This is a genomic window from Flavonifractor sp. An100, from assembly GCF_002161175.1.
Taxonomy (GTDB): Bacteria; Bacillota; Clostridia; order Oscillospirales; family Oscillospiraceae; genus Lawsonibacter.
Genome location: NZ_NFMA01000001.1, coordinates 106,254 through 132,737, shown reverse-complemented (window position 1 = coordinate 132,737; position 26,484 = coordinate 106,254). Strand labels below are relative to the sequence as shown.

Below are 26,484 nucleotides of genomic sequence, written 5' to 3'. Positions count from 1 at the left end.
TTAGCCAAACCTCCCGGTGATATAGTCCTCCGTCCGCTTGTCCTGGGGCATGGAGAAAATCTGTTCGGTATCCCCATACTCCACCAGTTCACCCAGCAGGAAGAAGGCGGTCATATCGGAAATACGGGCGGCCTGCTGCATGTTGTGGGTCACCATGATGATAGTATAGTCATTTTTCAGCTCCACCGCAAGGTCCTCAATTTTGGAGGTGGAGATGGGGTCCAGAGCGGAGGTGGCCTCGTCCATAAGCAGCACATCCGGCTTTACCGCCAGAGCCCGGGCAATACACAGCCGCTGCTGCTGGCCGCCGGACAGGCCCAGAGCGGATTTCTTCAGCCGGTCCTTGACCTCGTTCCAGATGGCAGCCCCCCGCAGGGACTCCTCCACGATCTCGTCCAGCTTCACCTTGTTGCGGATGCCGTGGGTACGGGGTCCGTAGGCCACGTTGTCATAGATGGACATGGGGAAGGGATTGGGCTTCTGGAACACCATGCCGATGCGCTTGCGCAGGTCGGTCACGTCCTGATCCGGAGCATAGATCTCCTGGCCTCGGTAGGTCAGCGAGCCGGTGATCTTGACGCTGGGAATCAGGTCGTTCATCCGGTTAATGGTGCGCAGAAAGGTGGACTTTCCGCAGCCGGAGGGCCCAATGAGGGCGGTAATCTTACGCTCGGGAATGTCGATCATTACATTTTTCAGGGCGTGGTTCTCCCCGTAGTACAGGTTCAGATCCCGGGCGGACAGGATAATATCTTCCATATATGATGAAGGCTCCTTTTCTAATCTCGTTGTGGCAACCAAATTACTTCTGTCTCAGCTTTTTCCCGGCCAGCTTGGCACACAGGTTGATGAGGAAGGTCAGACCCAGCAGCACCACAGCCACCGCGAAGGCGGGGTCCATCATGGCCCGCTCCTTGGCAAAGACGTACAGCTGCACCGTCAGGGTAGCGCCGGAGCTGTGGGCAAACTTGTCCCAGCTGGCAAAGAAGGAGTTCATGGTGCTGTCCATACCGCCCACATAGAGCAAAACCGCCGACTCGCCCACGATCCGGCCCACGGCCAGAATGCAGCCGGTGACAATGCCGTCGATGGAACCGGGCAGGACAATGGTGCGGATCATATGCCACTTCCCGCTGCCCAGGCCCAGTGCTCCCTCCCGGTAGCCCTGGGGCACCGTTTTCAGGGATTCCTGGGTGGTACGAATGATAGTGGGCAAATTCATCATGGCCAGAGTCAGAGAGGCGGCCAAGAGGGAATAGCCCAGGCCCAGCGTCTTGCTGAAGGCCAGGTAGCCAACAAGGGCGTACAAAATGGAGGGGATGCCCGAGAGGGTCTCTGTGGCAAACTCGATTCCGGCCACCAGGCGGTAGTTGGTGGCGTACTCCGTCAGGTAGACGGCGGCGCCCACGCCCAGGGGCAGGGCGATCACCAGTGTCACGCCGATGACGTACAGGGTGTTGCAGATGGCGGGGAGGATACCCATAGTCCCTTTGAGCAGGGATTCCTGGGTGGTCAAGAACTCCCAGGACAGGTTGGGAACCCCTCGGTAGAAGATGTAGCCGATCAAAAACAGCAGCAGCGCGCAGGTCAGACCCGCGCACAGCCATACCAGAGCCCGCAGGCCCCGGTCATAGGCCTTTCGGGAGGCGGACAGACCGCTTCGGGTCGCTCCGACGCCCTGCACTGCGCCGCCAGCTGGCTGTGACATGAGATTCACTCCTTCCATGCTCCTCACTCCTTCTCGTGCTTGAGCACCACGTTGAGCAGCACGTTAATCATCATAATGAAAACAAACAGCACCAGGCCGATGGAAAATAGGGCCATTTTCTGTAGGCTGCCATCGGCAGCATAGGACATTTCACTGGCCACGGCGGTGGTCAGGAACCGCACGCTGCCCAGCAAATTGGGCATGTTGGGGGCGTTGCCCGCCACCATCATAATGGCCATTGCCTCACCGATGGCCCGACCCACACCCAGCACTACGGCAGCAGCGATGCCGCTTTTAGCCGCAGGGGCAGTGACTCGGAAATAGGTCTCGATTTCGGTGGCGCCCAGAGCCAAGCTGGCCTCCTCATACTCCCGGGGAACTGCCCGCAGAGCGGTTTCCGATACCGAGATGATGGAGGGCAAAATCATCACGGCCAGCACAATAATGGCTGCCAGCAGGGTGTCGCCCGCCGGCAGGTGAAACAGCTCCCGGATCCCAGGCAGCAAAATCACCATGCCTACCATGCCGTAGACCACGGAAGGAATACCCGCCAGCAGATCCACCGCCGGACGAATGGCGGCAGCCACCTTGGGGGGCGCCACCTTGGCCAGGAACACGGCTGTCATAAATCCCACCGGCACGCCGATCACAATGGCGCCCGCAGTGCCATAGATGGAGGTAAGAATAAAGGGGAGAATCCCATACTGGGGATTGGTCTGGTTGGTGGAAGCCCAGGTGGTCCCGAATAGGAAGTCCACCAGTCCCACTTCCCGAATGGCTGGGATGCCGGAGATGACCAGATAAATTGTGATGACCAGCACAAAGGCCACCGCCACAAATCCACACAGGAAAAACAGGGTGTGCATCCCCGCCTCCAGCGGATTTAATTTCTTGGTGTGCTTCACAGATGGAAACCGCCTTTCTGTCCGTTCCGAATTTCTTTCATAGGGTTTGAAATCTTCTCTATGCAGGCCAAGACACGCGGCCGACCGGCGCGTGTCTTAAGCCTGTATGAGGGAGTAATCTTACTTCACAGGGGGCACCGCGCCGGCCTGCTTGATGAGATCGCCCACCGCTTCGCTGGTGGCGAAGTCCAGGAAGGCCTGAGCAGCCTCGGAGAGCTGGGTGCCGTCCTTGGTGATCATGATGAAGGGGCGCTGGATGGCATAGGTGCCGTCCTGCACGGTGGCCTCGGAGCACTCCACGCCGCCAACCTTCACGGCCTTAACGGTGTCGCCCACAGCGGACAGGGAGGCATAGCCGATGGCATTGGGATTGGAGGCCACGTTGCCGATCACATCACCAGTGGAGGAATACTCGTTGAGGTACTTGCAGCCGTCTACCACGCCCACGATCTCCTCGAAGGCGCCGCGGGTGCCGGAACCGGCCTCACGGCCATACACAGCGATCTCAGCGTCAGCGCCGCCCAGATCCTTCCAGTTGGTGATCTCGCCAGTGAAGATCTTGGCAATCTGCTCTACAGTCAGGTCCTCCACGGCGTTCTCGGGGTTGACCACAACGGCCACACCGTCCAGAGCCACCACATGGGCCACAGCGCCCTGCTCCTCTTCCTCAGCCTTCAGCTCACGGGAGGCCAGGCCCAGATCAGCGGTGCCCTCGATGGCGGAGGTCACGCCCGCGCCGGAACCGGAGCCGCTGTACTTCACTTCTACTTCAGGATTCTCCTGGCTGAACGCCTCGCTGAGGATCTTGATCACGCTCTCCATGGAGGTGGAACCGTTGGTGTTTACCACACCACTCAGGGTGGTCTCCGCGCTGTTATTCTCGGAGGTGCTAGCGCTCTGGTTGGTGGAGGTGCCGGCGTTGGAGCCGGTGCTCTCGCTAGTGGTGTTGCCGCCGCAGCCGGCCAGCAGGGTCAGGGCCATGGCAATGGTCAGGCCCAGGCAAGTCAGTTTTTTCATTTTAAGTACTCCTTTTGCTGTTTGATTTGTTCTTCTGGATTACGGTGCTCAGTATAAAAAGTCTTTGTAAAATGCAAAACAACTTCTATGTTAACTGTTTGTAAAATCGAACGGAATGTAAAATCAATCAAACAAACGATAGTAAGGAAACAGGGGCTGAATGCAAAATATGCATTCAGCCCCTGTTTTTCCCATGCTATGCTGCCGCTTTCCGGTCAGGTTCTTCCTGTCCCGTCCCGATCTCGGAACAACAGGGAGATACACCACACAGCGGACAGACCAACCAGCGTGTACACCACCCGGCTGATCATGCTCCCGGACCCGCCGCAGGCAAAGGCCACCAGGTCAAATTGAAACAGACCTACGCTGCCCCAGTTCAGCCCGCCGATAATCAGCAGAGTCAAAGCAATTTTGTCCACGATCACGTCAGATTACCTCCTCGGATTGGCTTCCGGGAGTAGCTTACCCAATCTGGACGTAAATATTCCAACTTGAACGGTAAAATTTCCCCGTTACTCTTTTTCTCCCAGCTGCTCTGGTCCAAAGCCGTGGAGCAGCAGCTGGGACAGCTCCACTTCCTGCCAGGCTCCATCCCCTCTCACCGCCAAGATCCGCAGCCGGGGTGCAAACTCATAGAGCATCTGCCGGCAGGCACCGCAGGGCCAGCAGTAGTCCTCGCCCCGGCCTGCTACAGCCAGAGCAGCAAAGTCCGTTCGCCGCCCCTCGCTTACCGCCTTGACCAGAGCAGTGCGCTCGGCGCAGATACTGCTGCCGTAGGCGGCGTTTTCCACATTGCAGCCGGTGAACACCGTCCCGTCCTCACATAGCAGCGCCGCCCCCACTGGGAAATGGGAATAGGGCGCATAGGCCCGCTCCTCCATATCAATGGCCCGCTGCACCAGTTCCTGATCTGTCATTCTCTCGTCTCCTTCCCTTGCCGCTTCCTGCGATTCGCGTTCTTCCTTTCTCTTTCCACTCTAGCATACCCTACGAAAAAAAAACTTGCAATCCTCTTTTTGGGGGGCTATAATAGCATCCATCCAAGCATTTGAAGATAACATTACATATGGAACCAATAACAAGGGAGCTCGCAAACGGGCTGAGAGGAAGCTGTGCGCTTCGACCTGTGACCTGATTTGGGTAATGCCAACGTAGGGAGATAGTTTTGGGAGCTTCCCGCAGGAACGTCTTTCCGCCTTGGCCGGACGTACCCGCGGGTTTTGTTTTATCACAAAGGAGGAATGTTCCTTGTTGGGAACCTGTCTGGATCGGGTGCGCGCCGCAGCCCCCCTCATCCACTGCATCACCAACTATGTCACCGTCAACGATGTGGCCAACGCCCTCTTGGCCTGTGGGGCCAGCCCCATCATGGCCGACGACCCCGGGGAAGCAGCGGATATCTCCAAGCTCTGTGCGGGACTCACCATCAACATCGGCACCCTCAACCAGCGCACTCTCCCCGCCATGGAGCTGGCGGGACAGACCGCTGCCGCCCTGGACCACCCCACCGTACTGGACCCGGTGGGGGCGGGGGCCAGCGCCCTGCGCACCCAGTCGGCCAAACGGCTGCTGGAGCAGATCTCCTTTACCGCCATCCGAGGCAACATCTCGGAATTTCACGCCCTTTTCCATGGAGCGGCAGACACCCAGGGGGTGGACGCCAGCCGTACCGACGCGGTGACGGAAGAAAATCTGGAGACGGGAATCTCCTTTGCCAAGGAGGCCGCTGCCCGGTTTGGGTGCCTTGTCTCCATCACCGGGGCCATTGACCTGGTATCGGACGGGCAGCGGTGCTTTGTCATCCGCAACGGGCGCAGAGAGATGAGCCGCATCACCGGGACAGGCTGCCAGCTCTCCGCCCTCACCGCCGCCTTTCTGGCCGCCAATCCCAACCGAACGCTGGAGGCCGCCGCCGCCGCTGTGGCCTGCATGGGGGTAGCCGGAGAGATCGGCTGGAGCCATTTGGCCCCCTGGGAGGGCAACGCCACCTACCGCAATCGAATCCTAGACGCCATCTACCACATGGACGAGCGGCAATTGGAGGAGGGAGCCAACTATGAAATTCGATAAACATCAGCTACTGCTTTACGCCGTCACCGACCGCTCTTGGCTACCCCAGGGAAAAACCCTGGCCGACCAGGTGGAACAGGCCCTGGAGGGGGGCGCGACCATGATACAGATTCGGGAGAAACACCTCTCCCATGCCGCCTTTCTGGAGGAAGCCCGGCAGCTGCAGCAGCTTTGCCGGCGCTACCAGGTCCCCCTGATCGTCAACGATGATGTGGACCTGGCCCTGGAGATCGGAGCGGACGGGGTCCATGTGGGGCAGGAGGACCTGGAGGCCGGACAGGCCCGGGCCAAGCTGGGTCCCCACCGGATTCTGGGCGTATCCGCCCACAGCGTAGAAGAGGCCCTCCGGGCCCAGGCCGCCGGGGCAGACTACCTGGGTGTGGGGGCTGTCTTTCCCACCGGCACCAAGTCCGACGCCTCCGCCCTCCCCCACGGAGCATTAAAGGAGATCTGCGCCGCAGTGGACATACCCGCCGTAGCCATTGGGGGTATCACCGCCGAAAACATCCTACAGCTCGCCGGCAGCGGCATTGCCGGGGCCGCCGTGGTCTCCGCCCTCTTCGCCCAGCCCGACGTCCGCGCCGCCGCCCGGCAGCTGCGGCAGCTGTGCGGGCAGCTGGTCGAGGCATGAGACCGGCCGGCGCAATTTTTGACCTGGACGGCACCCTCACCGACTCCATGTACATCTGGGACTGGGTCCCCGGGGAGCTGGTGCGCCGCCTGGGCGGAACTCCGCCCCCCGACCTGGCCTACACCATTCGGGAAATGGACCGCCGGGAGGCCGCCGACTACCTGATCCGCACCTTCCGCCTGCCTTTGGATGGGGCGCAGCTGATGGAGAAGGTCAACGCTCTGGTGGACGGAGAGTACCGGGACAAGGTCCCGCTGAAGCCGGGGGCGAGGACCCTTCTCCGCCGTTTGAAGGAGCTGGACATCCCCTGCGCCATCGCCACCGCCAGCGAGACCCGGCAGGCCCAGCAGGCGATGGAGCGGCTGGGGCTATGGGACTGCTTCTCCTTTGCCATTAGTTCCACCCAGTACGGCCCAAAAACCAGCCCCGACCTCTACTGGGAGGCCGCCCGGCGCCTGGGCACCGCCCCAGAGCTCACCCTGGTTTTTGAGGATGCCCTCCACGCCGCCCGCTCCGCCCGGGCGGGTGGGTTTCTGGTGGTGGGCGTCTACGATCCTTCCGCGCAGGGGGATCGGGAACAGATGAAACTTGTATCTAACTGGTACCTGGAAGCTCTGGACGACCCGGAATTTCTGGACCAGCTGAGATAACCGTCCGGTTCACCGCCGGATGGGCCCTATGGGCCGCGGCAGATTGGGGGCACCACCTTCTGTCGCGTAACAAAACTTCAATGCGTGTAGAAAGAAAGGAGTTACTATGAAAACAGCATTGACGATCGCTGGAAGCGATTCCAGCGGAGGCGCCGGGATTCAGGCCGACATCAAGACCATGACCGCCAACGGCGTATACGCCATGAGCGCCATCACGGCCCTGACCGCCCAGAACACCACCGGCGTCTACGGCATTCTGGAATCCACCCCTGACTTTCTGGCTCAACAGCTGGATTGTATCTTCACTGACATCTACCCCGATGCAGTCAAGACCGGGATGGTCTCTTCCACCGCCCTCATTGAGGTGATCGCGGACAAGCTCAAGCAGTACCAGGCCAAAAACATTGTGGTGGACCCGGTGATGGTGGCCACCAGCGGATCCCGGCTCATCTCTGAGGAGGCTGTGGATGCTCTGAAGGAGCGGCTGCTCCCCCTGGCTACCCTCCTCACCCCCAACATTCCGGAGGCCGAAGTGCTCTCGGGACTGACCATCACCGACGCCCAGGGCATGGAACGGGCCGCACAAGCCATCAGCCAGCGGTATGGCTGCGCCGTTTTGTGCAAGGGCGGACACCAGATCCACGACGCCGACGACCTGCTGTGGCGGGACGGAGCAAGCAAATGGTTCCGCGGCCGCCGCATCGACAACCCCAACACCCACGGCACCGGCTGCACCCTATCCTCCGCCATCGCATCTAACCTGGCCAAGGGCTATGGCCTGGACGCCGCTGTGGAGCGGGCGAAGGCCTACATTTCCGGAGCCCTGGGGGCCATGCTGGACCTGGGGGCCGGACGTGGGCCCATGAACCACCTCTTTGATTTAAGAGGTGAGTTCCTCCTATGATGACTTTGACCATCACCACGGTATTTACTGTTGGTTATCTGCTCATAACCCTGTGGCTGTGCCGGGGACTGCGGCTGAACACCCGCTCTTTGTGCTACGGTGGCCTGATGTGCGCCGCCACCCTGGTCCTGGGCTCCTTCTTATTCTACCTGCCCACCGGCTCGGCCATCAGCCCGGGTTCCTGGATTCCCCTGATGCTGCTGGCCCTCACTTACGACTGGCGCCTGGCCTGTGTCACCGGCTGGGTCACCGGCATCCTGGCCATCTTCCTCATCCCTGCCTGGGCTCCCGTCCACTGGGCTCAGATCCCCGTGGAGCACCTGGTGGCCTTCTCCGCCCTGGGTTATGCCGGCGTGCTGGGCAGCGATAAAAAATGGAAGGTACTGTGCGGAGTGCTGTTGGCCATCCTGCTGCGATTCATGGGCCAGATGCTCTCCGGTGTGGTCTTCTTCTCCCAAAACGCCTGGGACGGCTGGGGAGCCTGGGGCTACAGCATCACCTACCACCTGTCCTGCAAGATCCCCGAGGGCATTGCCACCACCCTGATCCTTCTGGCCTTGCCCCTGAACACCATCAAAAAAGCCATTGGAGGAAATCAGCCATGACCTTTCTGGAGGAATGCATTCAGGACAGCCTGCCCATCTGGGAGCGCTGCCTGGACACAGATTTTTTACGGGGGGTAGCCGACGGCACCCTCTCCGAGGAGTGCTTTAAGGGCTACATTGTGGATGACAGCCTGTATCTGCGGGAGTATGCCAAGGTATTTGCCTGGGGCATGCTCCACGCCCAGGATATGGCTGAGATTCGCAACTACTACTCCCTACTCTCCTTTGTCAACGAGAGCGAGGACGCCACCCGCCTGTACTACCTCAAGCGCTACGGTATCACTGACCGGGACATCCAGCCTCTCCCCCTCCGGCCGGAGAATCGGGCCTATGTGGACACCATGCTGAAGGCCGCCCAGGAAGGGGAAGGTGCAGCGGAATGTATGATGGCCTGCCTGCCCTGCATGCTCAGCTATGGCTGGATCTTCGGGGAGCTCATCCGCCGCTCTCCCCAGGTAGAGCACACCCCCTACTGGCCTTTTGTCCGAGACTATGCCGGCAACCGCTATGAGGCCATCTGCTCGTCCTGGTCCTCCTTCACCGATCAGGCCTGTCAGGACCTCTCCCCCCAACGCCAGGCCAAGTGCCGGGAAATTTTCCACGCCTGCTCCCTCCACGAGCTGCACTTTTGGGAAATGAGCGCCCGTCCCAGAACGGACCTGTAAGTTCCCTTTCTCCTCCTTATGCCAAAGCCGGACGGATGTTCCCGTCCGGCTTTGTTTGGTTACAGATCCATGGCCTCTGCCAAATTTTCCACCGCTTCGTTCACCCGTTTGGCCGCCATATGGGCCGCCCGGCGGATCTGGCGGTGGGAGGGTGCCATGGCCATGCCCACAGCGGCGCCAGCCACCATCCCTGTGGCCATGCCCATGATAAATTTGCCATATCCAGCCCCACAACAATTGTTCATGCTGTTCCCTCCTTTTTGCGAAACGGTCTCTTCTGTCCCGCCTCGCTGGGAATTATTCTTCCCCGGAATCGGGAAAAATCCGTTGCTAAATTCTGCGCATTCCGTTATAATTTATCATGCCATTGGTATGGGCTGCGATCTATCTTATTTTTCCATACCGGGGCAGCGCATTTTTGCGTCTGCCTGTCCCTTATTTTTTAACGGCCTGTGCGCCTTGATCGTTCGGAGGAATCATACACTATGAAATTACTGATTCAAAACGGGCGGGTGGTTCACCCGGTCACCAACGCCGTCCTGCTCCAGGACCTGCTTATCGAAGACGGGAAGATCTCCCTTCTGGAGCGCAAGCTCCCCCCGGAGGCCGACCAGATCATTGACGCCTCCGGAATGGTGGTCTGCCCGGGTCTGGTGGACATGCATGTCCATCTCCGGGACCCCGGTCTCACCTATAAAGAGGACATTTTGACCGGCTGCGCCGCCGCTGCCCGGGGCGGGGTCACCTCCATGGCCTGTATGGCCAACACCGACCCCACCGTGGACTCTCCGGAGCTGGTCTCCTATGTGAAAAACCGCGCCCTGGAGGGCTGCGGAGTCCAGGTCTACCCCATCGCTGCTTTGTCCAAAGGCCTGCGTGGGGAGGAACCCACCGACGCCGAAGCGCTGAAAAAAGCCGGAGCGGTGGCCCTGTCCGACGACGGGAACAATGTGGATAACGCCAATCTCATGCGGGACGTCCTCATCCGGGCCAGCCGCCTGGGGATCCCCGTGCTGTGCCACTGTGAGGACACCACCATGGTGGCCGGCCGGGCCGTCAATGAAGGCAGCGTCTCCCGCCAGCTGTGGCTGGAGGGCCGCCCCGCCATCGCCGAGGAATTGGTGGTCATGCGGGATGCCATGTTAGCCGAGGAGACAGGAGCCCATGTCCACATCTGCCACGTCTCCACCGCCAAAAGTGTGGAAATCATTCGCCGGATGAAAAAGAAGGGAATCGCCATCACCTGCGAGACCTGTCCCCAGTACTTCACCCTCACCGAGGACGAGGTGCTCACCCAGGGCGCCATGGCCCGGGTCAATCCCCCTCTGCGCACCGCCCAGGACGTGAAGGGGATCATCGCCGGCCTGAAGGATGGCACCATTGACGTCATCGCCACCGACCACGCCCCCCACTCCGCCGAGGAGAAGGCCCGCCCCCTCACCCGGGCCCCCAGCGGCATGATCGGCCTGGAGACCTCTCTGGCCATCACCCTCACCCAGCTCTATCACACCAAGAAAATGGAGCTGCCCGCCATCATCCGCCGTATGACCACTAACCCCTCTGACATCCTCCATCTGCCCAAGGGCCGAATGTCCCTGGGGGTGGACGCCGATTTGACCATCTTCGACCCCGATGAGGAGTGGGTCATCGATCCCGAGCAGTTTGCCTCCAAGGCACGCAACACCCCCTTCGCCGGCCACAAGGTGAAGGGCCGGGTCAAGTACACCATTGTGGGCGGCCGCATCATTTACCAGGACGCCTGATTTTATAAGAGGAAAGGGAGCACATTCCATGTCATTTGATATCCTGCAGGACAAGATTCGCGCCATGAAAAACCCCACCGTTGCCGGGCTGGACGCCCGCATCGAGTACGTCCCTGAATATATCCGCCAGGCCGCCTTTGAGGAGCACGGTGTGGGCCTGAAGGGGGCCTGCGAGGCCATCTGGCAGTTCAATGTGGGCCTCATCGACGCGCTGTGCGACATCGTCCCCGCCGTCAAGCCCCAGTCGGCCTACTACGAGAACCTGGGCTGGCAGGGAATGGAGATGCTGGAGCGGACCATCCGCTACGCCAAGAGCAAGGGCCTGTTCGTCATCGCCGACATCAAGCGGGGCGACATCGGCTCCACCGCCTCCGCCTACGCGGAGGGCTGGCTGTCCGGCGCTCCCATCGAGGGCCAGGTGTTCAAGTCCTTCGACGCCGACTGCGTCACCCTCAACGGCTATATGGGCTCCGACTCCATCAAGCCCTTCCTGGAGGCCGCCAAGGGGGAGGACAAGTGCGTGTTCGTGCTGGTGAAGACCTCCAACCCCGGCTCTGGGGAGCTGCAGGACATTGTGGCCGGGGACCGGCTGGTGTACCAGGTAATGGGCGACCTCAACGAGCGCATTGCCAAGGGCACCGAGGGCAAGTACGGCTACACCATGGCCGGAGCCGTCACCGGGGCCACCTACCCCTCCGACATCCGGGCTCTGCGTAAGCGCCTGGAGCACACCTTCTTCCTGGTCCCCGGCTACGGGGCTCAGGGCGGTACCGCCGACGATGTGCAGTACGCCTTTGACAAGTATGGCCACGGCGCCATCGTCAACTCCTCCCGGGGCATCATGTGCGCCTGGAAGAAGACCGGCGGAGACGGCCACGACTTCAAGGAGGCCGCCCGGAATGCCGCCATCGCCATGCGGGATGACATCAAGCAGTTTGTTACCATTGTGTAAGCAGGAAAAGGGGCGTAACTGGCATGAAAGTGGAACGAAAGTGTAAAATTATATCCAAGGAGTGGCTCAATCCCGACGCCGTCTTTCTGGTTTTGGAGGTGGGCGACATGGTCCGCACCTCCTTCCGGGCCCCGGGGCAGTTCGTCCACATCAAGTGCGGGGACGGCCTGCTGCTGCGCCGCCCCATCTCCGTGTGCTCCTGTATGGAGGATAAACCCGACGACCTTTTGTCCATTATCTTTGAGGTGCGGGGCGAGGGCACGGAGTGGCTGGCCAACCGGCCCGTGGGCCACAGCGTGGATGTGCTGGGCCTGGCGGGCAACGGCTTTTCCATGAAGCCCGAGGGGCGCTACCTCCTGGTGGGCGGTGGCATCGGTGTCCCCCCCATGATGGGCTGCGCCCAGTACAGCGGCGGGAAATCCACCGCCATTGTGGGCTTCCGCTCCAAGGACAAGGCCATCCTCCTCCCCCAGCTGGAGGATAGCTGCGCCAAGGTCCTGATCGCCACCGACGACGGCTCTCTGGGCTACCACGGCTTTGTGGACGCCCTGGTCCGCCAGGAGCTGGCGGAGGACTCCCACTACGACGCCGTGCTGGCCTGCGGACCCAAGCTGATGCTCCGCAACGTGGCCAAGGCCGCCGAGGAGTTCGGCGTGCCCTGCCAGGTCTCCATGGAGGAGCGGATGGGCTGCGGCGTCGGAGCCTGCCTGGTGTGCGCCTGCGACATGGCAGACGGAAGCCGGAAGCATGTGTGCAAGGACGGCCCTGTGTTTGACTCCAAGGAGGTGGATTGGGATGTCTGAGAAAAAGACTCTGTTTCTTCCCAAGCACAATGTGGGCGGCGCCCTCACCGGCTCCCGCCCCGACCTCTCGGTCCGGCCCTCCCGGTCCGAGCAGCCCCTGCCCACGGTGGACCAGAGCGTCACCCTGGCGGGAATGACCATGAAAAATCCGGTGGTCGTGGCTTCGGGCACCTTTGGCTTTGGCCGGGAGTACAACCAGTTTTATGATTTGGGCGAGCTGGGCGGTATCTGCGCCAAGGGCCTTACCCTCCACCCCAGAGAGGGCAACCCCGCCCCCCGCATTGCTGAAACTCCCATGGGCATCCTCAACTCCGTGGGCCTGCAGAACCCCGGTGTAGACGCCTTTATTGCCCATGAGCTGCCCTTTCTGCGCCAGTTTGACACCCGGGTCATTGCCAATATCTCGGGCAACACCCCGGAGGAGTACGGCATCATGTGCCAGAAGCTCTCCCAGGCCGGTGTGGATATGATCGAGGTCAACATCTCCTGCCCCAATGTGAAGGCGGGAGGCATGGCCTACGGCACCCGGCCCGAGCTGGCCGCTGAGGTGACCGAGGTGGCCAAGGCCCACGCGGGAGCCGTACCGGTGATGGTAAAGCTCTCCCCCAACGTCACCGACATCACGGTAATCGCCAAGGCGGTGGCGGAGGCTGGGGCGGACGCCCTCTCCCTCATCAACACCATCCGGGGCATGCGCATCGACGTGAACACCCGCCGCCCCATTTTGAAGATGAACACTGGCGGTCTCTCCGGCCCTGCCGTACTGCCTGTGGCCGTCCGGATGGTCTGGGAGGTATCCCAGGCGGTGGACCTGCCCATTCTGGGTATGGGCGGAGTGGCCAAGGGGGAGGACGCCGCCCAACTGATGCTGGCCGGAGCCTCCGCCGTGGCGGTGGGCACCGCCCTGTTCGCTGACCCCTACGCCCCCCTGAAGGTACGGGACGGCCTGACGCAGCTGGCTGCCCGCCAAGGGCTGTCTCAGGTAAGCCAGCTCACCGGAGGCGTGCTCCCCTGGAACTGAACCCCTTCCCATTTGATCGGACTGGAGGCTGAGACTGTGCTGGAAGAACTGGTCAAGCTGATTGTGCCCCCTATTATCTCTCTGTGCGAGCTGATGGGCATTATCGTGGTGGTAATCTCCGCCCTGCGGGCCTTCTGGAGCTACTGCACAGGGCTGGTCACTCACGCCCCACGGGATGTGAAATTTGACCTGGCCAATGGTCTGGCCACCAGTCTGGAATTTAAAATGGCCGCAGAAATTTTGAAAACCGTCCTGGTCCGGGAACTCAATGAGCTGCTGGTGCTGGGGATTGTCATTCTCCTGCGGGCTCTGCTGTCCCTACTCATCCATATCGAAATGCGGGGAGAGATGCGGACACGGCCAAATTCGAAACAATAAGAAGGAATTGTCGTTTTATGACCACCATTTACCTCGTCCGCCACGCGGAAGCCGAGGGCAACCTCTACCGCCGGATTCACGGCTGGTATGACGCTCTGGTTACCGACAACGGATTTCGCCAAATTGAAGCCCTGGAGAACCGTTTTCGGGAGGTTCCCGTAGACGCCGTTTACTCCAGCGACCTCTACCGCACCCAAGCCACCGCCCGTGCTGTCTTTCAGCCCAAGGGGCTCTCCCTCCACACCGACCCCCGTCTGCGGGAGGTCCACATGGGAGACTGGGAGGATCACCCCTGGGGTGAGATTTACCGCACCGACGCAGGAGAGTTGGGCCGGTTTAACCGCAGCGACCCCACCTGGCGCGCCCCCCACGGGGACAGTCTAGGAGATCTGGGAGCCCGGGTGGAACAGGCTGTCCGCGACATTGCCCAGGCCCACCCGGAGCAAACGGTGGCCATCTTCTCCCACGGCACCGCCATCCGGCAATTTTTGGCCAATGCTGCGGGCGTCGCTCCGGAGGATTGGCGCACCCTGCCCCACTTTGAGAACACTGCTGTCACCTGCCTGACCTACCAGGACGGAGTCTTTACCATCCAATTTCAGGGAGACGCCTCCCACCTGACCCCGGAGCTGTCCACCCTGGGCCGGCAGAACTGGTGGAAAAAGGGGGAGAAAAACGCGGACATCAACCTGTGGTACCGCCCCATTCAGTGGACCCAGGAAGAGGAACTGTACCTCTGTGCTCGTAAGGAGGCCTGGACCTCCATCCATGGGGAAAATGTTCCCTTCCAGGCAGAGCCTTTTCTGGAGGGTGCCCGGGAGCACCTGTCCCACTCCCCCTGGGGGATCACCGTGGCCATGGCTGGGGATGAAATTGCCGGTCTGCTTCAGGTAGACCAGCAGCGCTACGCTCAAGACGGGGCGGGATACATCGCCTTTTGTTACTTAACTCCCCCCTTCCGGGGACGGCGGTTGGGTGTCCAGCTCATTGGACAGGCCGTCTCCTTCTTCCGCCCCCTGGGCCGGGACAAGCTGCGCCTGCGCTGCGCTCCCTATAATGCCGGGGCTCAGCACTTCTACCGCACCCACGGCTTCCAAAAAATTGGGGAGGAGCCCGGCAGCCGGGTTCCCCTGGACATTTTGGAAAAGTATATCGGCTACGATCAATAAGGAAGGGCCGCTCCCAGCGGCCCTCCTTCATTCTATCAAGAAAGGGAGAAGCGCCATGAGCTTTGACCGAGATCTGTTTTTGCCCGTCTCAAAGGAGGATATGGACCGCCGGGGGTGGGATGGATATGATTTCCTCCTTATCACCGGTGACGCCTACGTGGATCACCCCTCCTTCGGCCCCACCATCATCGGGCGGGTTCTGGAGGCGGAGGGCTACCGGGTGGCCATCCTGGCTCAGCCTGACTGGCGCTTCCCTGACGCCTTTACCGCTCTGGGCCGTCCTCGGTTAGGGGTACTCATTTCGGCCGGGAACATCGACTCCATGGTGGCCCACTACACCGCCGCCAAAAAGCGCCGCCACGACGACGCCTATTCTCCCGGCCGCCGGGCCGGTCTGCGCCCCGACCACGCCACGGTGGTCTACTCCAACCGGGTGCGGGAGGTCTTTGGGGACATTCCCGTCATCATCGGCGGGCTGGAGGCCTCCCTGCGCCGCTTCGCCCACTACGACTACTGGGAGGACAAGGTGCGCCGCTCCATCCTCTTCGATGCCCAGGCGGATATTCTCACCTACGGTATGGGAGAAAAGGCCTCCTTAGAGATCGCCCGCCGCCTGAATTCAGGCACTCCGGTGTCTGAGATCACCGACGTGCGGGGCACTTGTGTGGCGGTTGGCCACCCTGGAATGTGTGCCTACCCCAAGGTAGAGGTTCCCTCCTTTGAGGAGGTGTCCGCCTCCAAGGAGGCCTATGCCCGGGCCAACATGACGGAGTATCTGGAGCACGATGCCGTGGTGGGGCGGGCTATTCTCCAAAAGCATGGCCGCCAGTTCCTACTGGTCAATCCCCCCGCTCCGCCCTTGTCCACCCCCGAGATGGACTGGGTGGCCGAACTGCCCTACGTCCGGGAGCCCCACCCCATGTACGATAACATGGGAGGCGTGCCCGCCATTGAGGAGGTGCGTTTCTCCGTCACCCACAACCGGGGATGCTTCGGAGCCTGCAATTTCTGCTCCCTGGCCTTCCACCAGGGCCGCACCATCTCCTGCCGCAGCCATGAGAGCGTCATTCGGGAAGTCACCGCCCTCACCCATCACCCCGGCTTTAAAGGCTACATCCACGATGTGGGCGGCCCCTCTGCCACCTTCCGCCGCCCCTCCTGCCAAAAGCAGCTGAAATACGGCATGTGCAAAAACCGGGCCTGTCTGGCTCCCGAGCCCTGTCCCAATCTGGACGCCGACCACACCGACTATATGATGCTCCTGCGGAAGCTGCGTGCCATCCCAGGCGTGAAAAAGGTGTTCATTCGTTCCGGCATCCGCTTTGACTACCTGATGAAAGACCCCAGTGGAGAGTTTTTCACCGATCTCATTCAGCACCACATCTCCGGACAGTTAAAAGTGGCTCCCGAGCACTGCGTGGCCAACACCCTGGACTACATGGGCAAACCCCACATTGAGGTATATGAGAAGTTCCGGGAAAAGTATTTCAAGCTCAATCGCCGCTACGGCAAGGACCAGTACCTGGTCCCCTACCTCATCTCCTCCCACCCCGGCTGCACTCTCTCCGACGCGGTGCAGCTGGCGGAGTGGCTGAATAAGCAGGGGCACATGCCCGAGCAGGTCCAGGACTTTTATCCCACCCCCGGCACCCTGGCCACCTGCATGTGGTACACCGGACTGGACCCCCGGACCATGAAGCCGGTATTTGTGCCCAAGACCCCCCACGACAAGGCCATGCAGCGTGCTCTAATGCAGTGGCGCAAGCCTCAAAACCGTGCCCTGGTGCTGGAAGCCCTCCGTCGCACCGGCCGGGAGGACCTAATTGGCTATGGAAAGCACTGTCTCATCCGGCCGGACAAGACAGGCAGCAGCCAGCCAAAGCAAGACAATGGCCGGAAGGATTCACCCTCCTTCAAGCAGGGCCGCTCCGGGCGCAAAGAAGCCTTTGACGGGCGGCACACTGTGGAAAAACGCTCCGGTTCTGAGGCTTCCCGTCCTAAGCGGAAAGCGGGCTGGGCCAAAGCAAAGCCGGCAGTAAAAAAAGGGACGAAAAAACGGGGTTCCCGTTGAAAAAACCGCGGCAAGCGATGGCTTGCCGCGGTTTTGTGTGTTTGGCTATTCACTCGTGTGAAGGTGGATTACTGCTTGGTCATGTCCCGGGTCGCATCGCGCACGCCGCCGCCAACCCGGTCGATGGCATCGCCTACCGCTTTTCCCGCGTCACCCACCGCATTTCCGGCGTCCCGCATCAGGTCCCGGGCATCCTGTGTGAAATCCCGAGCTGCCGAACTGGTGCCGTTGTCCTTCACCGCTCCGTTGTCCCCCGCGGTGTAGCGCCCTTCATGGAGATAGTCATAGGCTGTGCGCCGCTGCGTGGTATGGTTCTTATCATAAGCCGCCCGGCCCACCGTGGTATTTTGTCCGGTGTAGCCAGCCCGGCCCGCGCTGCCAGTCATATTGGTGTCCATCGTGCTGCCGCTGTCCTTACCGCAGGCAGTCAAGGTAACCGCCAGTCCCAAAGCCAGCGCCGCTGTGATCCATTGCTGCTTCATCTTCCATTTTCCCCCTCGTTTCTCCCAATGGACGTCCCATCCGTGGACTAGTATGCCCTCTTTTTGCTCAATCACAGCCGGCAATCCCTGCCTTTGGTCCCCCATTTTTCCTGTTTCGACTTCCTTTTATCCTTTCTTTGGAAAAAACTTCACCGCCCCCTCTTGCAATCCGTTTTGGGATATGGTATAGTTTTAATGTAATTAAGGTAGTATTGGTAAGAGTGGGGTCGAGGCTCCGCTCTTTTTGATTGACTAAATTTAAAAAAGTGGCCGGAGCTCTGCCGCCGGCCAAGGGAGGTATCCCATGGCAAAAGTAACCGATACGGTGGCCGCCCTGGCCGCCCCCTTTGTGGAAGCGGCGGGCTGCTCCTTGTGGGACGTGGAGTATGTGAAAGAGGCCGGAGAGTGGTTTCTCCGTGTCTATATCGATAAGGAGGGCGGCGTGTCCATTGACGACTGCGAGGCCGTCTCCCGTCCCCTGTCCGACAAACTAGATGAGACTGACCCCATTGAGGGCAGCTACACCTTTGAGGTGTCCTCTGCCGGTGCCGACCGGCCTTTAAAGAAACCGGAGCACTACGCCCAATTTCAGGGCGCTGAGGTGGAGGTCAAACTCTATCGTCCCCGGGATGGGCAAAAAAATGTGGTTGGTCTCCTCACTGCTTATCAGGATGGCGACGTCACCCTGGATATGAAGGGAACCCCCGTAACCTTTGAAAAAAAAGAGATCGCGTTGGTACGGCTGTACCCCCGGTTTTAACATTTAGGAGGAAAGCACCGTGGCTAAGAGAACGACAAAAAATGTCAATAGCAACGAACTGGATGGAAAGGAATTTTTTGCTGCCATCGCCCAGATCGAGCAGGAAAAGGGCATTAAACCCGGCTACATGATGGAGAAAATTACCCAGGCCCTTCTTTCCGCCTATCGCCGCGACCACGAGGGTGTGGGCGATAATCTGGTGATCGAGGCCAATGAGCAGGCTGCCACCGTCCGTCTGTTTTTGAAAAAGGACATTGTGGAAGTGGTGGACAATCCCGCCACCGAAATTGGTCTGGAGGAGGCCCGCTCTGTCCTGCCCCAGGCCCAGCTGGGCGATGTGGTCCGCATTGAGATCAAGCCCAAGAACTTCGGCCGCGTGGCCGCCCAGACGGCCCGCCAGGTTATTATCCAGGGCATCCGGGAGGCCGAGCAGGGCATGGTTTATGACGAGTTCTGTTCCAAGGAGCACGAGCTGCTCACCGGCGTGATCACCCGCATCGACCCCCGCAACGGCTCCGTGGCCTTGCGCATCCACTCCGGCTCTGAGTTTACCGACGCCTACCTAGGCGCCAACGAGCAAGTCAAGGGCGAGCACTATGTGGAGGGCCAGCGGTTAAAGGTCTACGTGGTGGAGGTCCGCCGGGCCACCAAGGGTCCCCAGGTTCTGATCTCCCGCACCCACCCCGGACTGGTCAAGCGCCTGTTTGAGCTGGAGGTGCCCGAAATTTACGACGGCACCGTGGAGATTAAGTCCGTGGCCCGTGAGGCCGGCTCCCGCACCAAGCTGGCTGTCTGGTCCGCCGATCCCAACGTAGACCCCATCGGCGCCTGCGTTGGCCCCAAGGGACAGCGGGTCAACACCATTGTGGAAGAGCTCAAGGGCGAAAAGATGGATATCATCAAGTATTCTGAAAACGCCGCTGAGTACATTGCCGCCGCCCTGTCCCCCGCTGACGTCATCAGTGTGGAGGAACTGCCCGACGGCAAGAGCTGCCGGGTAATCGTTCCCGATGACCAGCTCTCCCTGGCCATCGGCAAGGAGGGCCAGAACGCCCGTCTGGCCGCCAAGCTCACCGGCTATAAAATTGACATCAAGCCCGCTTCCGCCCCTCTGGAGCCCATTGAGGACGCGGATGAGGAGCTGTTTGTTGAGGATGCTGACACCCAACCCCAGGGAGACGACCAGGTATAACCTCCGTTTTCTCCCCTTTGTGGATTTCCGATGATGAGGTGAAGCAAGTGCCCAAAAAAATACCCATGCGCCAGTGTGTTGGCTGCCGGGAAATGAAACCAAAAAAAGAGCTGATCCGGGTGGTCCGCTCCCCCGAGGGTGTGGTCAGCCTGGACTTCAAGGGCAAACTGCCCGGCCGGGGGGCCTATGTGTGTCCCGATCCGGCCTGCCTGGCCAAGGCCCGGAAGTCAAAGGGTCTGGAGCGAGCCTTCTCCGCTCCCCTGCCCAACGAAGTATGGGAGGCCCTGGAGGCCCAGATGAAGGAGGTGCCCCCGGATGCCCAATGATCCCATTCTCCATCTACTGGGTCTGGCCCGAAAGGCCGGGCGATTGGAGATCGGAGAGGAACCGGTGGGCGCGGCATGCCGGGCCCGCCATGCCCGGTTGGTGCTGCTGGCCTCGGACGCTGCGGCCAACACCCGCCGGCGCTGCGCTCATTTCGGTCAGGCCGGCAATGTTCTGTGGCTGGAACTGCCCTACACCAAAGCAGAGCTGGGCTTCCAGCTTGGCCGGGGTTCCTGCGCCATGCTGGCCCTCACCGACGCTGGCTTTGCCGCCTCCCTGACCGAAAAGCTGGCCGCCCGGGACCCGGATCACTATGCCCCCGCCGCCCAGCAGCTTCGCCTCAAGGCCGACCGGGTGCTTCAGCGCCAACAGGAGCGCCGACAGCATGAAAAAAATCTGCGGCAGGGCCAGCGAAAGCCCTGGGCTCCTCCCCCTTCCCAGGCCGAACAGGCACCTGCTCAGCCCCGGAAGGGTTCTTCCAAGCATTCCCACTCCAAGCCGAAGCCTCCCGGACAAGGCACCTCGGCATCTTTTGATCAGGCCGGTACCCGCCGGCCCGGTTCATCCTCCCGTCCCGGCCCCGGCGGCCGTCGCCTGTCCGGCACAATCTCGAAGAAACGAGGTGGCTTTCCCCTATGATGATAAAATACCCCATCCATAAGGTTGCCAAAGACTTTAAAAAGCAATCCAAGGAACTTTCCTCCAAAGAGGTCATGGACATTCTCACCGAATACGGCCATCCCCCAAAGAACCACATGCAGCCTTTGACTGACCAGGAGCTGTCCATTGTGTTTGAGTATCTGACCCAGCACAACCAGATCGATTCTATTGAGTCGGTGTATGCTGACGTTTACCATGACCCTGCCGCAGCCAAGGCTTCCGCTCCCGCTGCCCCCGCCGCTCCCAAGCAGGCGGCCCACAGCGATGAGAAGCCCAAGGCTGCCCCCAAGCAGGAATCCCGTCCCCAAGCTGCTTCTGCCGCTCAGGCGGTTGCCCAGCCTCAGGCCCAGGCTCCCGCTTCTGAGCCTGCCAAGCCTCAGGAGACTCAGCCCATCAGCCGTCCCACCACCCGCGTCCCCGCCAAGAAGGTGGTGGACACCCGTGGCGGCAGCGTCAACCTGGATAAGTATGACGAGCGCCTGGAGTCCTTTACTTCCGAAAAGCAGCAGGACCGGGGCGGCAAGCAGAAGTTCCAGGGCCGCAACGCCCAGCGTCAGCGGGGCGGCAAGCAAGCCGGCAACTTCGGCAATAAACGCCGCCAGGAGGAGCAGGACCGCCTGCGCCGCCTGCAGCTGGAGATTGCCAAAAAGGCCCCGGTTAAGGTTCTGATTCCCGACGAGATCGCCGTGGGTGAGTTGGCATCCCGGATGAAGAAGACCGGTGCTGAGGTGGTCAAGTGCCTCATCAAAAACGGCGTTATGGCCTCGCTGAGCGACATCATCGACTTTGATACCGCCGCCATCATTGCAGAGGAAATGGGCTGCAAGGTGGAAAAAGAGGTTATTGTCACCATTGAGGAGAAGCTCATCGACACCGCCGAGGACAAAGAGGAGGACCTGGTTCCCCGCGCCCCCGTGGTGGTAGTTATGGGCCACGTGGACCACGGCAAGACCTCTCTGCTGGACTATATCCGCCACGCCAACGTGGCCTCCGGCGAGGCAGGCGGCATCACCCAGCACATCGGTGCCTATCAGGTGGACGTCCACGGCAGCGTGGTCACTTTCCTGGACACCCCCGGCCACGAGGCCTTCACCGCCATGCGGGCCCGGGGCGCCATGATCACCGACGTGGCCATCCTGGTGGTGGCCGCTGACGACGGTATCATGCCCCAGACTGTGGAGTCCATCAACCACGCCAAGGCCGCTGAAATTCCCATCATTGTGGCCATCAACAAGATGGATAAACCCACTGCCAACCCCGATCGGATTATGCAGCAGCTCACCGAGTATGAGCTGGTGCCCGAGGAGTGGGGCGGCGACACCATCATCTGCCCCATTTCCGCCAAGACTGGCATGGGCATCGATAACCTGCTGGACATGGTGGTCCTCACCGCTGAGATGCGGGAGCTCAAGGCCAACCCCAACCGCTCCGCCCACGGCGCCGTCATCGAGGCCCGGCTGGACAAGGGCCGCGGACCTGTGGCCACTCTCCTGGTGCAGAACGGTACCCTCCACCAGGGCGATGTGATCATCGCCGGCACTGCGGTGGGCCGTGTCCGCGCCATGACCAACGCCAAGGGACAGAAGGTCACCGAAGCTGGTCCCTCCGTCCCTGTGGAGATCATCGGTATGGGCGAGGTGCCCGGCGCCGGCGACGACTTCCACGCCGTGGCCGACGAGCGCATGGCCCGGGAGCTGGTGGAGCAGCGCAAGCATGAGCAGAAAGCAGCTGCCGCCTCCCCGGTGGGCAAGGTCTCTCTGGAGGATCTGTTCAGCCAGATCCAGGCCGGTGAGATGAAGAATCTGAACGTCATTGTGAAGGCCGACGTCCAGGGCTCCGCTGAGGCGGTGAAAGCCTCCCTGGAAAAGCTGACCAATGAGGAGGTCCGAGTACGGGTCATCCACTGCGCGGTGGGTGCCATCAGCGAGAGCGACGTCATGCTGGCCTCCACCTCCGGCGCCATCATCGTGGGCTTCAACGTCCGCCCCGACGCCAACGCCAAGGAGTCCGCCGCCCGCATGAATGTGGATATGCGGATGTACCGGGTCATCTATGATGCCATCAACGAGATTGAGGCAGCTATGAAGGGCATGCTGGCCCCCAAGTTCAAGGAAGTGGACCTGGGCCGGGCCGAGGTGCGCAATGTGTTCCGCATCACCGGCGTGGGCATGGTGGCCGGCTGCTACGTACTGGACGGCAAAATGCAGCGCGGCGCCCAGATGCGTCTGCTGCGAGACAACATCGTCATTTACGACGGCGCCATCGCTTCTCTGCAGCGCTTTAAGGACAGCGTCAAAGAGGTGGCTGCCGGCTACGAGTGCGGCATCACCTTCGAGAAGTTCCAGGATATCAAAGAGGGCGACATTATCGAAGCCTTCCTTATGGAGCAGATTCAGGTTTAAATCCATCACTCAGAACACCAACCAGCAGGGCGGGCGTTTTCGCCCGTCCTGCTTTCCTTTTTCCGCTGACCGAAGTCCTATAAGCCGCGGCATCTAGCCGCCCTTTGTGACTGCCTTCCCGCCAACATCTGATCTTAATGGGCCTTTATGCCCGGAAAGGAGAACCATTATGGCGAGCAACCGCATCGGCCGCATTAACGAGGAGATCCAACGGGAGCTCTCCTCGCTGATCCCCAACGTGAAAGATCCCCGGGTATCCGGTATGATCTCTGTCACCGCCGTGGACACCACCCCCGACCTGCGCTATGCCAAGGTCTATATCAGTGTCCTGGACAAAAGTGACTGCGCCCAGGTACTCAAGGGGTTGAAATCCGCCTCCGGCTTTCTGCGCCGGGAACTGGGCCACTCCCTCCAACTGCGCTATACCCCGGAGCTCACCTTTGTGCGGGACGACTCCATTGATAAGGGCGCCCACATCCTGGAGATGCTTCGCAATCCCCAGGTGGTCAAGCCCGCCAACCCAGAAAACGAACACATCCACTTGGATGAGGAGGGATGAATATGACCCCTGAGCAGGCTGCCGGCTTCTTGCTGAGCCACGACAACTACCTCATTTTGACCCACCTGCGCCCGGACGGGGACACCATCGGCTGCGCTGCCGGCCTGTGTCTGGCCCTGCGTCAGGCAGGCAAAACCGCCCACGTCCTCCCCAATCCGGAGGTTACCACCCTATTTTCCCCCTACCTGGAGGGACTGCTGGCCCCCGACTCCTATTCCTGCGACACCATAGTCAGCGTGGACATCGCCGCCAGGAGCCTCTTTCCCGCCAATGCCATCCCCTATTTGGAGCGGGTGGATCTGGCCATCGACCACCACCCCTCCCAGGAGTTCTTTGCCAAAGAAACCTGCTTGGATGCCTCCCGGGCAGCCTGCGGGGAATTGGTGTACGAAATCGTCCAATCTTTCTGCCAAATAACCCCAGAAATAGGAACTCCTCTTTATGTGGCCATCTCTACCGACTGCGGCTGTTTCTGCTATGGCAACACCACTGCCGATACCCACCGGGTCGCTGCCGCCCTTATAGAGGCTGGTGTCCCCGTGGCCCGGCTGAACAAGATTCATTTCCGTACCAAGAGCATCCGCCGCATGAAGCTGGAAAGCGCCATCATCGCCGCTATCTCCCTCCACGAAGATGGTACCGTGGCCATCGCCCCTGTCACGCTGGACATGATGGACTCCATCGGCGCAACCGAACGGGACGCGGAGGACATTGCCTCCCTCGTAGGACAGATGGAGGGAGTCAAGACCGGCGTGACAATCCGGGAGCTGGCACCCGGCCGCAGCAAGCTGTCCGTCCGCACCGATCCCAATGACCTCAACGCCAGTAAGGTATGCGCTCTGATGGGAGGAGGCGGCCACGCCGCCGCCGCCGGAGCCACCGTTGATGGAGACGTGGAGCAGGCCAAGGCTATTGTTTTAAAGGCCATTCGGCAGGTGAAGTATGGCGGCTAACGGAATTTTAGTGATTGACAAGCCCCAGGACTGGACCAGCATGGATGTGTGCGCCAAGCTCCGGGGTGCCCTGGGAGAACGGCGTATCGGCCATGCCGGCACTCTAGACCCCATGGCCACCGGAGTGCTGCCCGTCTTTGTGGGGCGGGCCACCCGGGCGGTGGAATTTGCCAGCGAGGGGGACAAGGAATACCTGGCCGGACTGCGTCTGGGCACTGTCACCGATACTCAGGACACCACCGGCCACGTTCTGGAGGAGCATCCGGTCCAGGTGACCCGTCAGGCGCTGGAAGCAGCTCTGGCGCCCTTCCGGGGAGAGATCCAACAGCTGCCCCCCATGTATTCCGCCATCAAGGTAAACGGGAAAAAGCTCTATGAGCTGGCCCGAAAGGGTCGTGAGGTGGAGCGCAAACCCCGGGCTATTACCATATATTCCCTGGACGTTGAGGGACAGGAAAGTCCCACCGATTACTATCTCCGGGTCCGCTGCTCCAAGGGCACCTATATCCGAACCCTCTGCCATGACATTGGCCAGGCTTTGGGCTGTGGGGGAACCATGTTCTCCCTGCGCCGGACTATGGCCTGCGGCTTTACCCTGGCTGATGCTGTACCTCTCGAGCAGGTGCTCCAGACCCCGGACCCCTCCGCCCTGCTGCTGGGAGTGGACACCTTGTTCGCTGACCGTCCTGTTCTGACCCTTGGCCCCGATTCTGAGAAAAAAGTGCGCAATGGCACAACCCTTTTAATGCCTGGCTTGCCAGAGGGGGAATGTCGGGTCTACAGCCGGAATCAGGAATTTTTAGCCCTGTGCCGGGTATCTCAGGGCAAACTTACTACCATCAAGAGCTTTTTTCAGATTTGAAAATAAGGAGAGAATTCAGATTGAGCACCACCAAACGGGTGATTGCCCTGGGCTTTTTCGATGGAGTCCACCGGGGCCACGGTGCCCTGCTTCGGGCCGTGAATGCCGCTGCCGACCGGCTGGAGGCCCGCCCCTGCGCATTCACCTTTGATCGCAGTCCCACCGCCGTCATCACCGGACAGCCTGTCCCCCTTCTCAGCTCCGTGGAGGACCGCATCTGGCTGATGCGCCGCTACTACGGCATCCAGGAGGTCATTGTAGCCTCCTTTGACGGCATGCAGAAGATGGACTGGCAGGACTTTATTACCGAATATCTCATCAAACAGTTGGGCGTTGTCCATGTTGTGGCCGGCCATGACTTCCATTTCGGCTATATGGGCAAGGGAAATCCCGAGCGCCTGAAGGCCAAGTGTACCGAACTGGGCCTGGGCTGTGACATCATCGGACGGGTGGAACAGGATGGCATTACCATTTCCTCCACCTACATCCGCACCCTCATTGCCCAGGGTGAAATGGAACGGGCCACGGAATTTTTAGGCCACCCCCACACTCTGACCAACCGGGTGGCCCACGGCAAACGGATTGGCGGCTCCACTCTGGGCTTCCCCACGGTCAACTTACAGGTACCCCAGGGTGTAATTGTTCCCGCCTTTGGCGTCTACGCCACCCGGGTTTGGTTTGACGGCCAGTGCCGCTGCGCGGTGACCAACGTGGGCGTGCGACCCACCGTCCAGGACAACGATACCCGAGTGACGGTGGAGGGCTTTATTTTGGACTTTGATGGCGATCTGTACGGCCATGAGATCCGCATGGAATTTTTCCGCCACCTCCGTCCGGAGCAAAAGTTTCCCTCCATGCAGGCCCTGTCCGACGAGATTCGCCGCAACGCCCAGCAGACCCGGGACTATTTTCGCACGCTGCCTTGATTTCTCTACGTATTCAAACAGGCACAGTCCTGTCCCCCATATCTGACAGAAA

At 60.7% G+C, this 26,484-nt stretch carries 29 protein-coding genes, 1 pseudogene and 1 riboswitch; of the genes and pseudogenes, 22 read left to right on the top strand and 8 right to left on the bottom strand.

Going from position 1 to position 26,484, the window contains the following annotated elements:
* The 6 genes and pseudogenes from pstB to cdd all read right to left on the bottom strand — a co-directional run.
* Positions 1 to 759: a phosphate ABC transporter ATP-binding protein PstB gene (gene pstB, locus B5E43_RS00645; protein ID WP_087392817.1), complete on the bottom strand. Its 759-nt coding sequence runs from the start codon at positions 757 to 759 to the stop codon at positions 1 to 3.
* Positions 760 to 802: 43 nt separating this feature from the next.
* Positions 803 to 1,708, bottom strand: coding sequence for a phosphate ABC transporter permease PstA (gene pstA, locus B5E43_RS00640; RefSeq protein WP_087392947.1), 906 nt, complete (start codon positions 1,706 to 1,708; stop codon positions 803 to 805).
* Between the two features lie 23 nt (positions 1,709 to 1,731).
* Positions 1,732 to 2,574: a phosphate ABC transporter permease subunit PstC gene (gene pstC, locus B5E43_RS00635; RefSeq protein ID WP_087392816.1), complete on the bottom strand. Its 843-nt coding sequence runs from the start codon at positions 2,572 to 2,574 to the stop codon at positions 1,732 to 1,734.
* Positions 2,575 to 2,733: 159 nt separating this feature from the next.
* Complete coding sequence (locus B5E43_RS00630) at positions 2,734 to 3,630, bottom strand: phosphate ABC transporter substrate-binding protein (protein ID WP_087392815.1); 897 nt, start codon at positions 3,628 to 3,630, stop codon at positions 2,734 to 2,736.
* 215 nt (positions 3,631 to 3,845) lie between these two features.
* Positions 3,846 to 4,052, bottom strand: a complete 207-nt coding sequence (locus B5E43_RS00625; RefSeq protein WP_164475072.1) for a DUF378 domain-containing protein — start codon at positions 4,050 to 4,052, stop codon at positions 3,846 to 3,848.
* Between the two features lie 90 nt (positions 4,053 to 4,142).
* Positions 4,143 to 4,565, bottom strand: a pseudogene (cdd, locus tag B5E43_RS00620) (cytidine deaminase); the annotation flags it as partial.
* A 135-nt stretch (positions 4,566 to 4,700) separates the two neighbouring features.
* A riboswitch (TPP riboswitch) is annotated at positions 4,701 to 4,805 on the top strand.
* Between the two features lie 73 nt (positions 4,806 to 4,878).
* Here cdd and thiM point away from each other — a divergent pair.
* From thiM to B5E43_RS00590, 6 genes are all read left to right on the top strand, one after another.
* On the top strand, positions 4,879 to 5,700 hold the full coding sequence (gene thiM / locus B5E43_RS00615; protein ID WP_087392812.1) for a hydroxyethylthiazole kinase: 822 nt from the start codon (positions 4,879 to 4,881) through the stop codon (positions 5,698 to 5,700).
* Positions 5,687 to 6,331 (top strand): thiamine phosphate synthase, encoded by a 645-nt coding sequence (gene thiE, locus B5E43_RS00610; protein ID WP_087392811.1) that lies wholly within the window; start codon positions 5,687 to 5,689, stop codon positions 6,329 to 6,331. The genes thiM and thiE overlap by 14 nt, the downstream gene beginning before the upstream one ends.
* Positions 6,328 to 6,981, top strand: a complete 654-nt coding sequence (locus B5E43_RS00605) for an HAD family phosphatase (protein ID WP_087392810.1) — start codon at positions 6,328 to 6,330, stop codon at positions 6,979 to 6,981. The genes thiE and B5E43_RS00605 overlap by 4 nt, the downstream gene beginning before the upstream one ends.
* A 106-nt stretch (positions 6,982 to 7,087) precedes the next feature.
* The gene (gene thiD, locus B5E43_RS00600) at positions 7,088 to 7,885 is read left to right on the top strand and encodes a bifunctional hydroxymethylpyrimidine kinase/phosphomethylpyrimidine kinase (protein WP_087392809.1); all 798 of its coding nucleotides are present in this window, start codon (positions 7,088 to 7,090) and stop codon (positions 7,883 to 7,885) included.
* Positions 7,882 to 8,490, top strand: coding sequence for an energy-coupled thiamine transporter ThiT (locus tag B5E43_RS00595; protein WP_087392808.1), 609 nt, complete (start codon positions 7,882 to 7,884; stop codon positions 8,488 to 8,490). The genes thiD and B5E43_RS00595 overlap by 4 nt, the downstream gene beginning before the upstream one ends.
* On the top strand, positions 8,487 to 9,155 hold the full coding sequence (locus B5E43_RS00590; RefSeq protein ID WP_087392807.1) for a TenA family protein: 669 nt from the start codon (positions 8,487 to 8,489) through the stop codon (positions 9,153 to 9,155). Before B5E43_RS00595 ends, B5E43_RS00590 begins: the two co-directional genes overlap by 4 nt.
* 59 nt (positions 9,156 to 9,214) lie before the next feature.
* On the opposite strand, the gene B5E43_RS00585 is transcribed toward B5E43_RS00590, so the two are convergent.
* Positions 9,215 to 9,400, bottom strand: coding sequence for a hypothetical protein (locus B5E43_RS00585; RefSeq protein ID WP_087392806.1), 186 nt, complete (start codon positions 9,398 to 9,400; stop codon positions 9,215 to 9,217).
* 240 nt (positions 9,401 to 9,640) lie between these two features.
* Between B5E43_RS00585 and B5E43_RS00580 the strand changes: the two genes are divergently transcribed.
* The 7 genes from B5E43_RS00580 (at position 9,641) to B5E43_RS00550 (ending at position 17,312) form a co-directional block, all read left to right on the top strand.
* Positions 9,641 to 10,918 carry a dihydroorotase gene (locus B5E43_RS00580; RefSeq protein WP_087392805.1) on the top strand — a complete coding sequence of 426 codons (1,278 nt, stop codon included), beginning with the start codon at positions 9,641 to 9,643 and terminating at the stop codon, positions 10,916 to 10,918.
* Between the two features lie 28 nt (positions 10,919 to 10,946).
* Positions 10,947 to 11,870 (top strand): orotidine-5'-phosphate decarboxylase, encoded by a 924-nt coding sequence (gene pyrF / locus B5E43_RS00575; RefSeq protein WP_087392804.1) that lies wholly within the window; start codon positions 10,947 to 10,949, stop codon positions 11,868 to 11,870.
* A gap of 23 nt (positions 11,871 to 11,893) precedes the next feature.
* On the top strand, positions 11,894 to 12,673 hold the full coding sequence (locus B5E43_RS00570) for a dihydroorotate dehydrogenase electron transfer subunit (protein ID WP_087392803.1): 780 nt from the start codon (positions 11,894 to 11,896) through the stop codon (positions 12,671 to 12,673).
* Between the two features lie 97 nt (positions 12,674 to 12,770).
* Positions 12,771 to 13,694, top strand: coding sequence for a dihydroorotate dehydrogenase (locus B5E43_RS00565; RefSeq protein ID WP_087392946.1), 924 nt, complete (start codon positions 12,771 to 12,773; stop codon positions 13,692 to 13,694).
* Between the two features lie 36 nt (positions 13,695 to 13,730).
* Positions 13,731 to 14,072 carry a DUF1622 domain-containing protein gene (locus B5E43_RS00560; RefSeq protein ID WP_087392945.1) on the top strand — a complete coding sequence of 114 codons (342 nt, stop codon included), beginning with the start codon at positions 13,731 to 13,733 and terminating at the stop codon, positions 14,070 to 14,072.
* Between the two features lie 17 nt (positions 14,073 to 14,089).
* A complete protein-coding gene (locus B5E43_RS00555; RefSeq protein ID WP_087392802.1) occupies positions 14,090 to 15,241 on the top strand; it encodes a bifunctional histidine phosphatase family protein/GNAT family N-acetyltransferase in 1,152 nt (383 codons plus the stop codon).
* Positions 15,242 to 15,296: 55 nt separating this feature from the next.
* Positions 15,297 to 17,312: a YgiQ family radical SAM protein gene (locus tag B5E43_RS00550; protein ID WP_087392801.1), complete on the top strand. Its 2,016-nt coding sequence runs from the start codon at positions 15,297 to 15,299 to the stop codon at positions 17,310 to 17,312.
* A 68-nt stretch (positions 17,313 to 17,380) separates the two neighbouring features.
* On the opposite strand, the gene B5E43_RS00545 is transcribed toward B5E43_RS00550, so the two are convergent.
* Positions 17,381 to 17,794, bottom strand: a complete 414-nt coding sequence (locus B5E43_RS00545; RefSeq protein ID WP_087392800.1) for a hypothetical protein — start codon at positions 17,792 to 17,794, stop codon at positions 17,381 to 17,383.
* 304 nt (positions 17,795 to 18,098) lie between these two features.
* On the opposite strand from B5E43_RS00545, the gene rimP reads away from it, so the two are divergent.
* The 9 genes from rimP (at position 18,099) to ribF (ending at position 26,432) form a co-directional block, all read left to right on the top strand.
* Positions 18,099 to 18,554 carry a ribosome maturation factor RimP gene (gene rimP / locus B5E43_RS00540; RefSeq protein WP_087392799.1) on the top strand — a complete coding sequence of 152 codons (456 nt, stop codon included), beginning with the start codon at positions 18,099 to 18,101 and terminating at the stop codon, positions 18,552 to 18,554.
* A gap of 19 nt (positions 18,555 to 18,573) precedes the next feature.
* Complete coding sequence (gene nusA, locus B5E43_RS00535; protein ID WP_087392798.1) at positions 18,574 to 19,746, top strand: transcription termination factor NusA; 1,173 nt, start codon at positions 18,574 to 18,576, stop codon at positions 19,744 to 19,746.
* A gap of 47 nt (positions 19,747 to 19,793) precedes the next feature.
* The gene (locus B5E43_RS00530; protein WP_087392944.1) at positions 19,794 to 20,072 is read left to right on the top strand and encodes a YlxR family protein; all 279 of its coding nucleotides are present in this window, start codon (positions 19,794 to 19,796) and stop codon (positions 20,070 to 20,072) included.
* A complete protein-coding gene (locus tag B5E43_RS00525; protein ID WP_087392797.1) occupies positions 20,062 to 20,709 on the top strand; it encodes a 50S ribosomal protein L7 in 648 nt (215 codons plus the stop codon). The genes B5E43_RS00530 and B5E43_RS00525 overlap by 11 nt, the downstream gene beginning before the upstream one ends.
* The gene (gene infB / locus B5E43_RS00520; RefSeq protein WP_087392796.1) at positions 20,706 to 23,132 is read left to right on the top strand and encodes a translation initiation factor IF-2; all 2,427 of its coding nucleotides are present in this window, start codon (positions 20,706 to 20,708) and stop codon (positions 23,130 to 23,132) included. The genes B5E43_RS00525 and infB overlap by 4 nt, the downstream gene beginning before the upstream one ends.
* A 169-nt stretch (positions 23,133 to 23,301) precedes the next feature.
* Entirely contained in the window at positions 23,302 to 23,691 is a 390-nt protein-coding gene (gene rbfA, locus B5E43_RS00515; RefSeq protein ID WP_087392795.1) for a 30S ribosome-binding factor RbfA, read from the top strand.
* A gap of 2 nt (positions 23,692 to 23,693) precedes the next feature.
* Positions 23,694 to 24,644, top strand: coding sequence for a DHH family phosphoesterase (locus B5E43_RS00510; RefSeq protein WP_087392794.1), 951 nt, complete (start codon positions 23,694 to 23,696; stop codon positions 24,642 to 24,644).
* The gene (truB, locus tag B5E43_RS00505; protein ID WP_087392793.1) at positions 24,634 to 25,506 is read left to right on the top strand and encodes a tRNA pseudouridine(55) synthase TruB; all 873 of its coding nucleotides are present in this window, start codon (positions 24,634 to 24,636) and stop codon (positions 25,504 to 25,506) included. The genes B5E43_RS00510 and truB overlap by 11 nt, the downstream gene beginning before the upstream one ends.
* 20 nt (positions 25,507 to 25,526) lie before the next feature.
* On the top strand, positions 25,527 to 26,432 hold the full coding sequence (gene ribF / locus B5E43_RS00500; protein ID WP_087392792.1) for a riboflavin biosynthesis protein RibF: 906 nt from the start codon (positions 25,527 to 25,529) through the stop codon (positions 26,430 to 26,432).
* Positions 26,433 to 26,484: the final 52 nt, after the last annotated feature.

What these genes read in the sequence shown, in the direction of transcription:
- B5E43_RS00510 (WP_087392794.1), top strand. Translation starts at nt 23,694, where the DNA reads ATGACCCCTGAGCAGGCTGCCGGCTTCTTGCTGAGCCACGACAACTAC.
- B5E43_RS00595 (WP_087392808.1), top strand. Translation starts at nt 7,882, where the DNA reads ATGATGACTTTGACCATCACCACGGTATTTACTGTTGGTTATCTGCTC.
- rbfA (WP_087392795.1), top strand. Translation starts at nt 23,302, where the DNA reads ATGGCGAGCAACCGCATCGGCCGCATTAACGAGGAGATCCAACGGGAG.
- pstB (WP_087392817.1), bottom strand. Translation starts at nt 759, where the DNA reads ATGGAAGATATTATCCTGTCCGCCCGGGATCTGAACCTGTACTACGGG.
- B5E43_RS00555 (WP_087392802.1), top strand. Translation starts at nt 14,090, where the DNA reads ATGACCACCATTTACCTCGTCCGCCACGCGGAAGCCGAGGGCAACCTC.
- B5E43_RS00605 (WP_087392810.1), top strand. Translation starts at nt 6,328, where the DNA reads ATGAGACCGGCCGGCGCAATTTTTGACCTGGACGGCACCCTCACCGAC.
- pstC (WP_087392816.1), bottom strand. Translation starts at nt 2,574, where the DNA reads ATGCACACCCTGTTTTTCCTGTGTGGATTTGTGGCGGTGGCCTTTGTG.
- infB (WP_087392796.1), top strand. Translation starts at nt 20,706, where the DNA reads ATGATGATAAAATACCCCATCCATAAGGTTGCCAAAGACTTTAAAAAG.
- B5E43_RS00525 (WP_087392797.1), top strand. Translation starts at nt 20,062, where the DNA reads ATGCCCAATGATCCCATTCTCCATCTACTGGGTCTGGCCCGAAAGGCC.
- B5E43_RS00570 (WP_087392803.1), top strand. Translation starts at nt 11,894, where the DNA reads ATGAAAGTGGAACGAAAGTGTAAAATTATATCCAAGGAGTGGCTCAAT.
- truB (WP_087392793.1), top strand. Translation starts at nt 24,634, where the DNA reads ATGGCGGCTAACGGAATTTTAGTGATTGACAAGCCCCAGGACTGGACC.
- pstA (WP_087392947.1), bottom strand. Translation starts at nt 1,708, where the DNA reads ATGTCACAGCCAGCTGGCGGCGCAGTGCAGGGCGTCGGAGCGACCCGA.
- B5E43_RS00580 (WP_087392805.1), top strand. Translation starts at nt 9,641, where the DNA reads ATGAAATTACTGATTCAAAACGGGCGGGTGGTTCACCCGGTCACCAAC.
- thiD (WP_087392809.1), top strand. Translation starts at nt 7,088, where the DNA reads ATGAAAACAGCATTGACGATCGCTGGAAGCGATTCCAGCGGAGGCGCC.
- B5E43_RS00590 (WP_087392807.1), top strand. Translation starts at nt 8,487, where the DNA reads ATGACCTTTCTGGAGGAATGCATTCAGGACAGCCTGCCCATCTGGGAG.
- B5E43_RS00545 (WP_087392800.1), bottom strand. Translation starts at nt 17,794, where the DNA reads ATGAAGCAGCAATGGATCACAGCGGCGCTGGCTTTGGGACTGGCGGTT.
- B5E43_RS00550 (WP_087392801.1), top strand. Translation starts at nt 15,297, where the DNA reads ATGAGCTTTGACCGAGATCTGTTTTTGCCCGTCTCAAAGGAGGATATG.
- B5E43_RS00630 (WP_087392815.1), bottom strand. Translation starts at nt 3,630, where the DNA reads ATGAAAAAACTGACTTGCCTGGGCCTGACCATTGCCATGGCCCTGACC.
- thiE (WP_087392811.1), top strand. Translation starts at nt 5,687, where the DNA reads ATGAAATTCGATAAACATCAGCTACTGCTTTACGCCGTCACCGACCGC.
- B5E43_RS00585 (WP_087392806.1), bottom strand. Translation starts at nt 9,400, where the DNA reads ATGAACAATTGTTGTGGGGCTGGATATGGCAAATTTATCATGGGCATG.
- rimP (WP_087392799.1), top strand. Translation starts at nt 18,099, where the DNA reads ATGGCAAAAGTAACCGATACGGTGGCCGCCCTGGCCGCCCCCTTTGTG.
- pyrF (WP_087392804.1), top strand. Translation starts at nt 10,947, where the DNA reads ATGTCATTTGATATCCTGCAGGACAAGATTCGCGCCATGAAAAACCCC.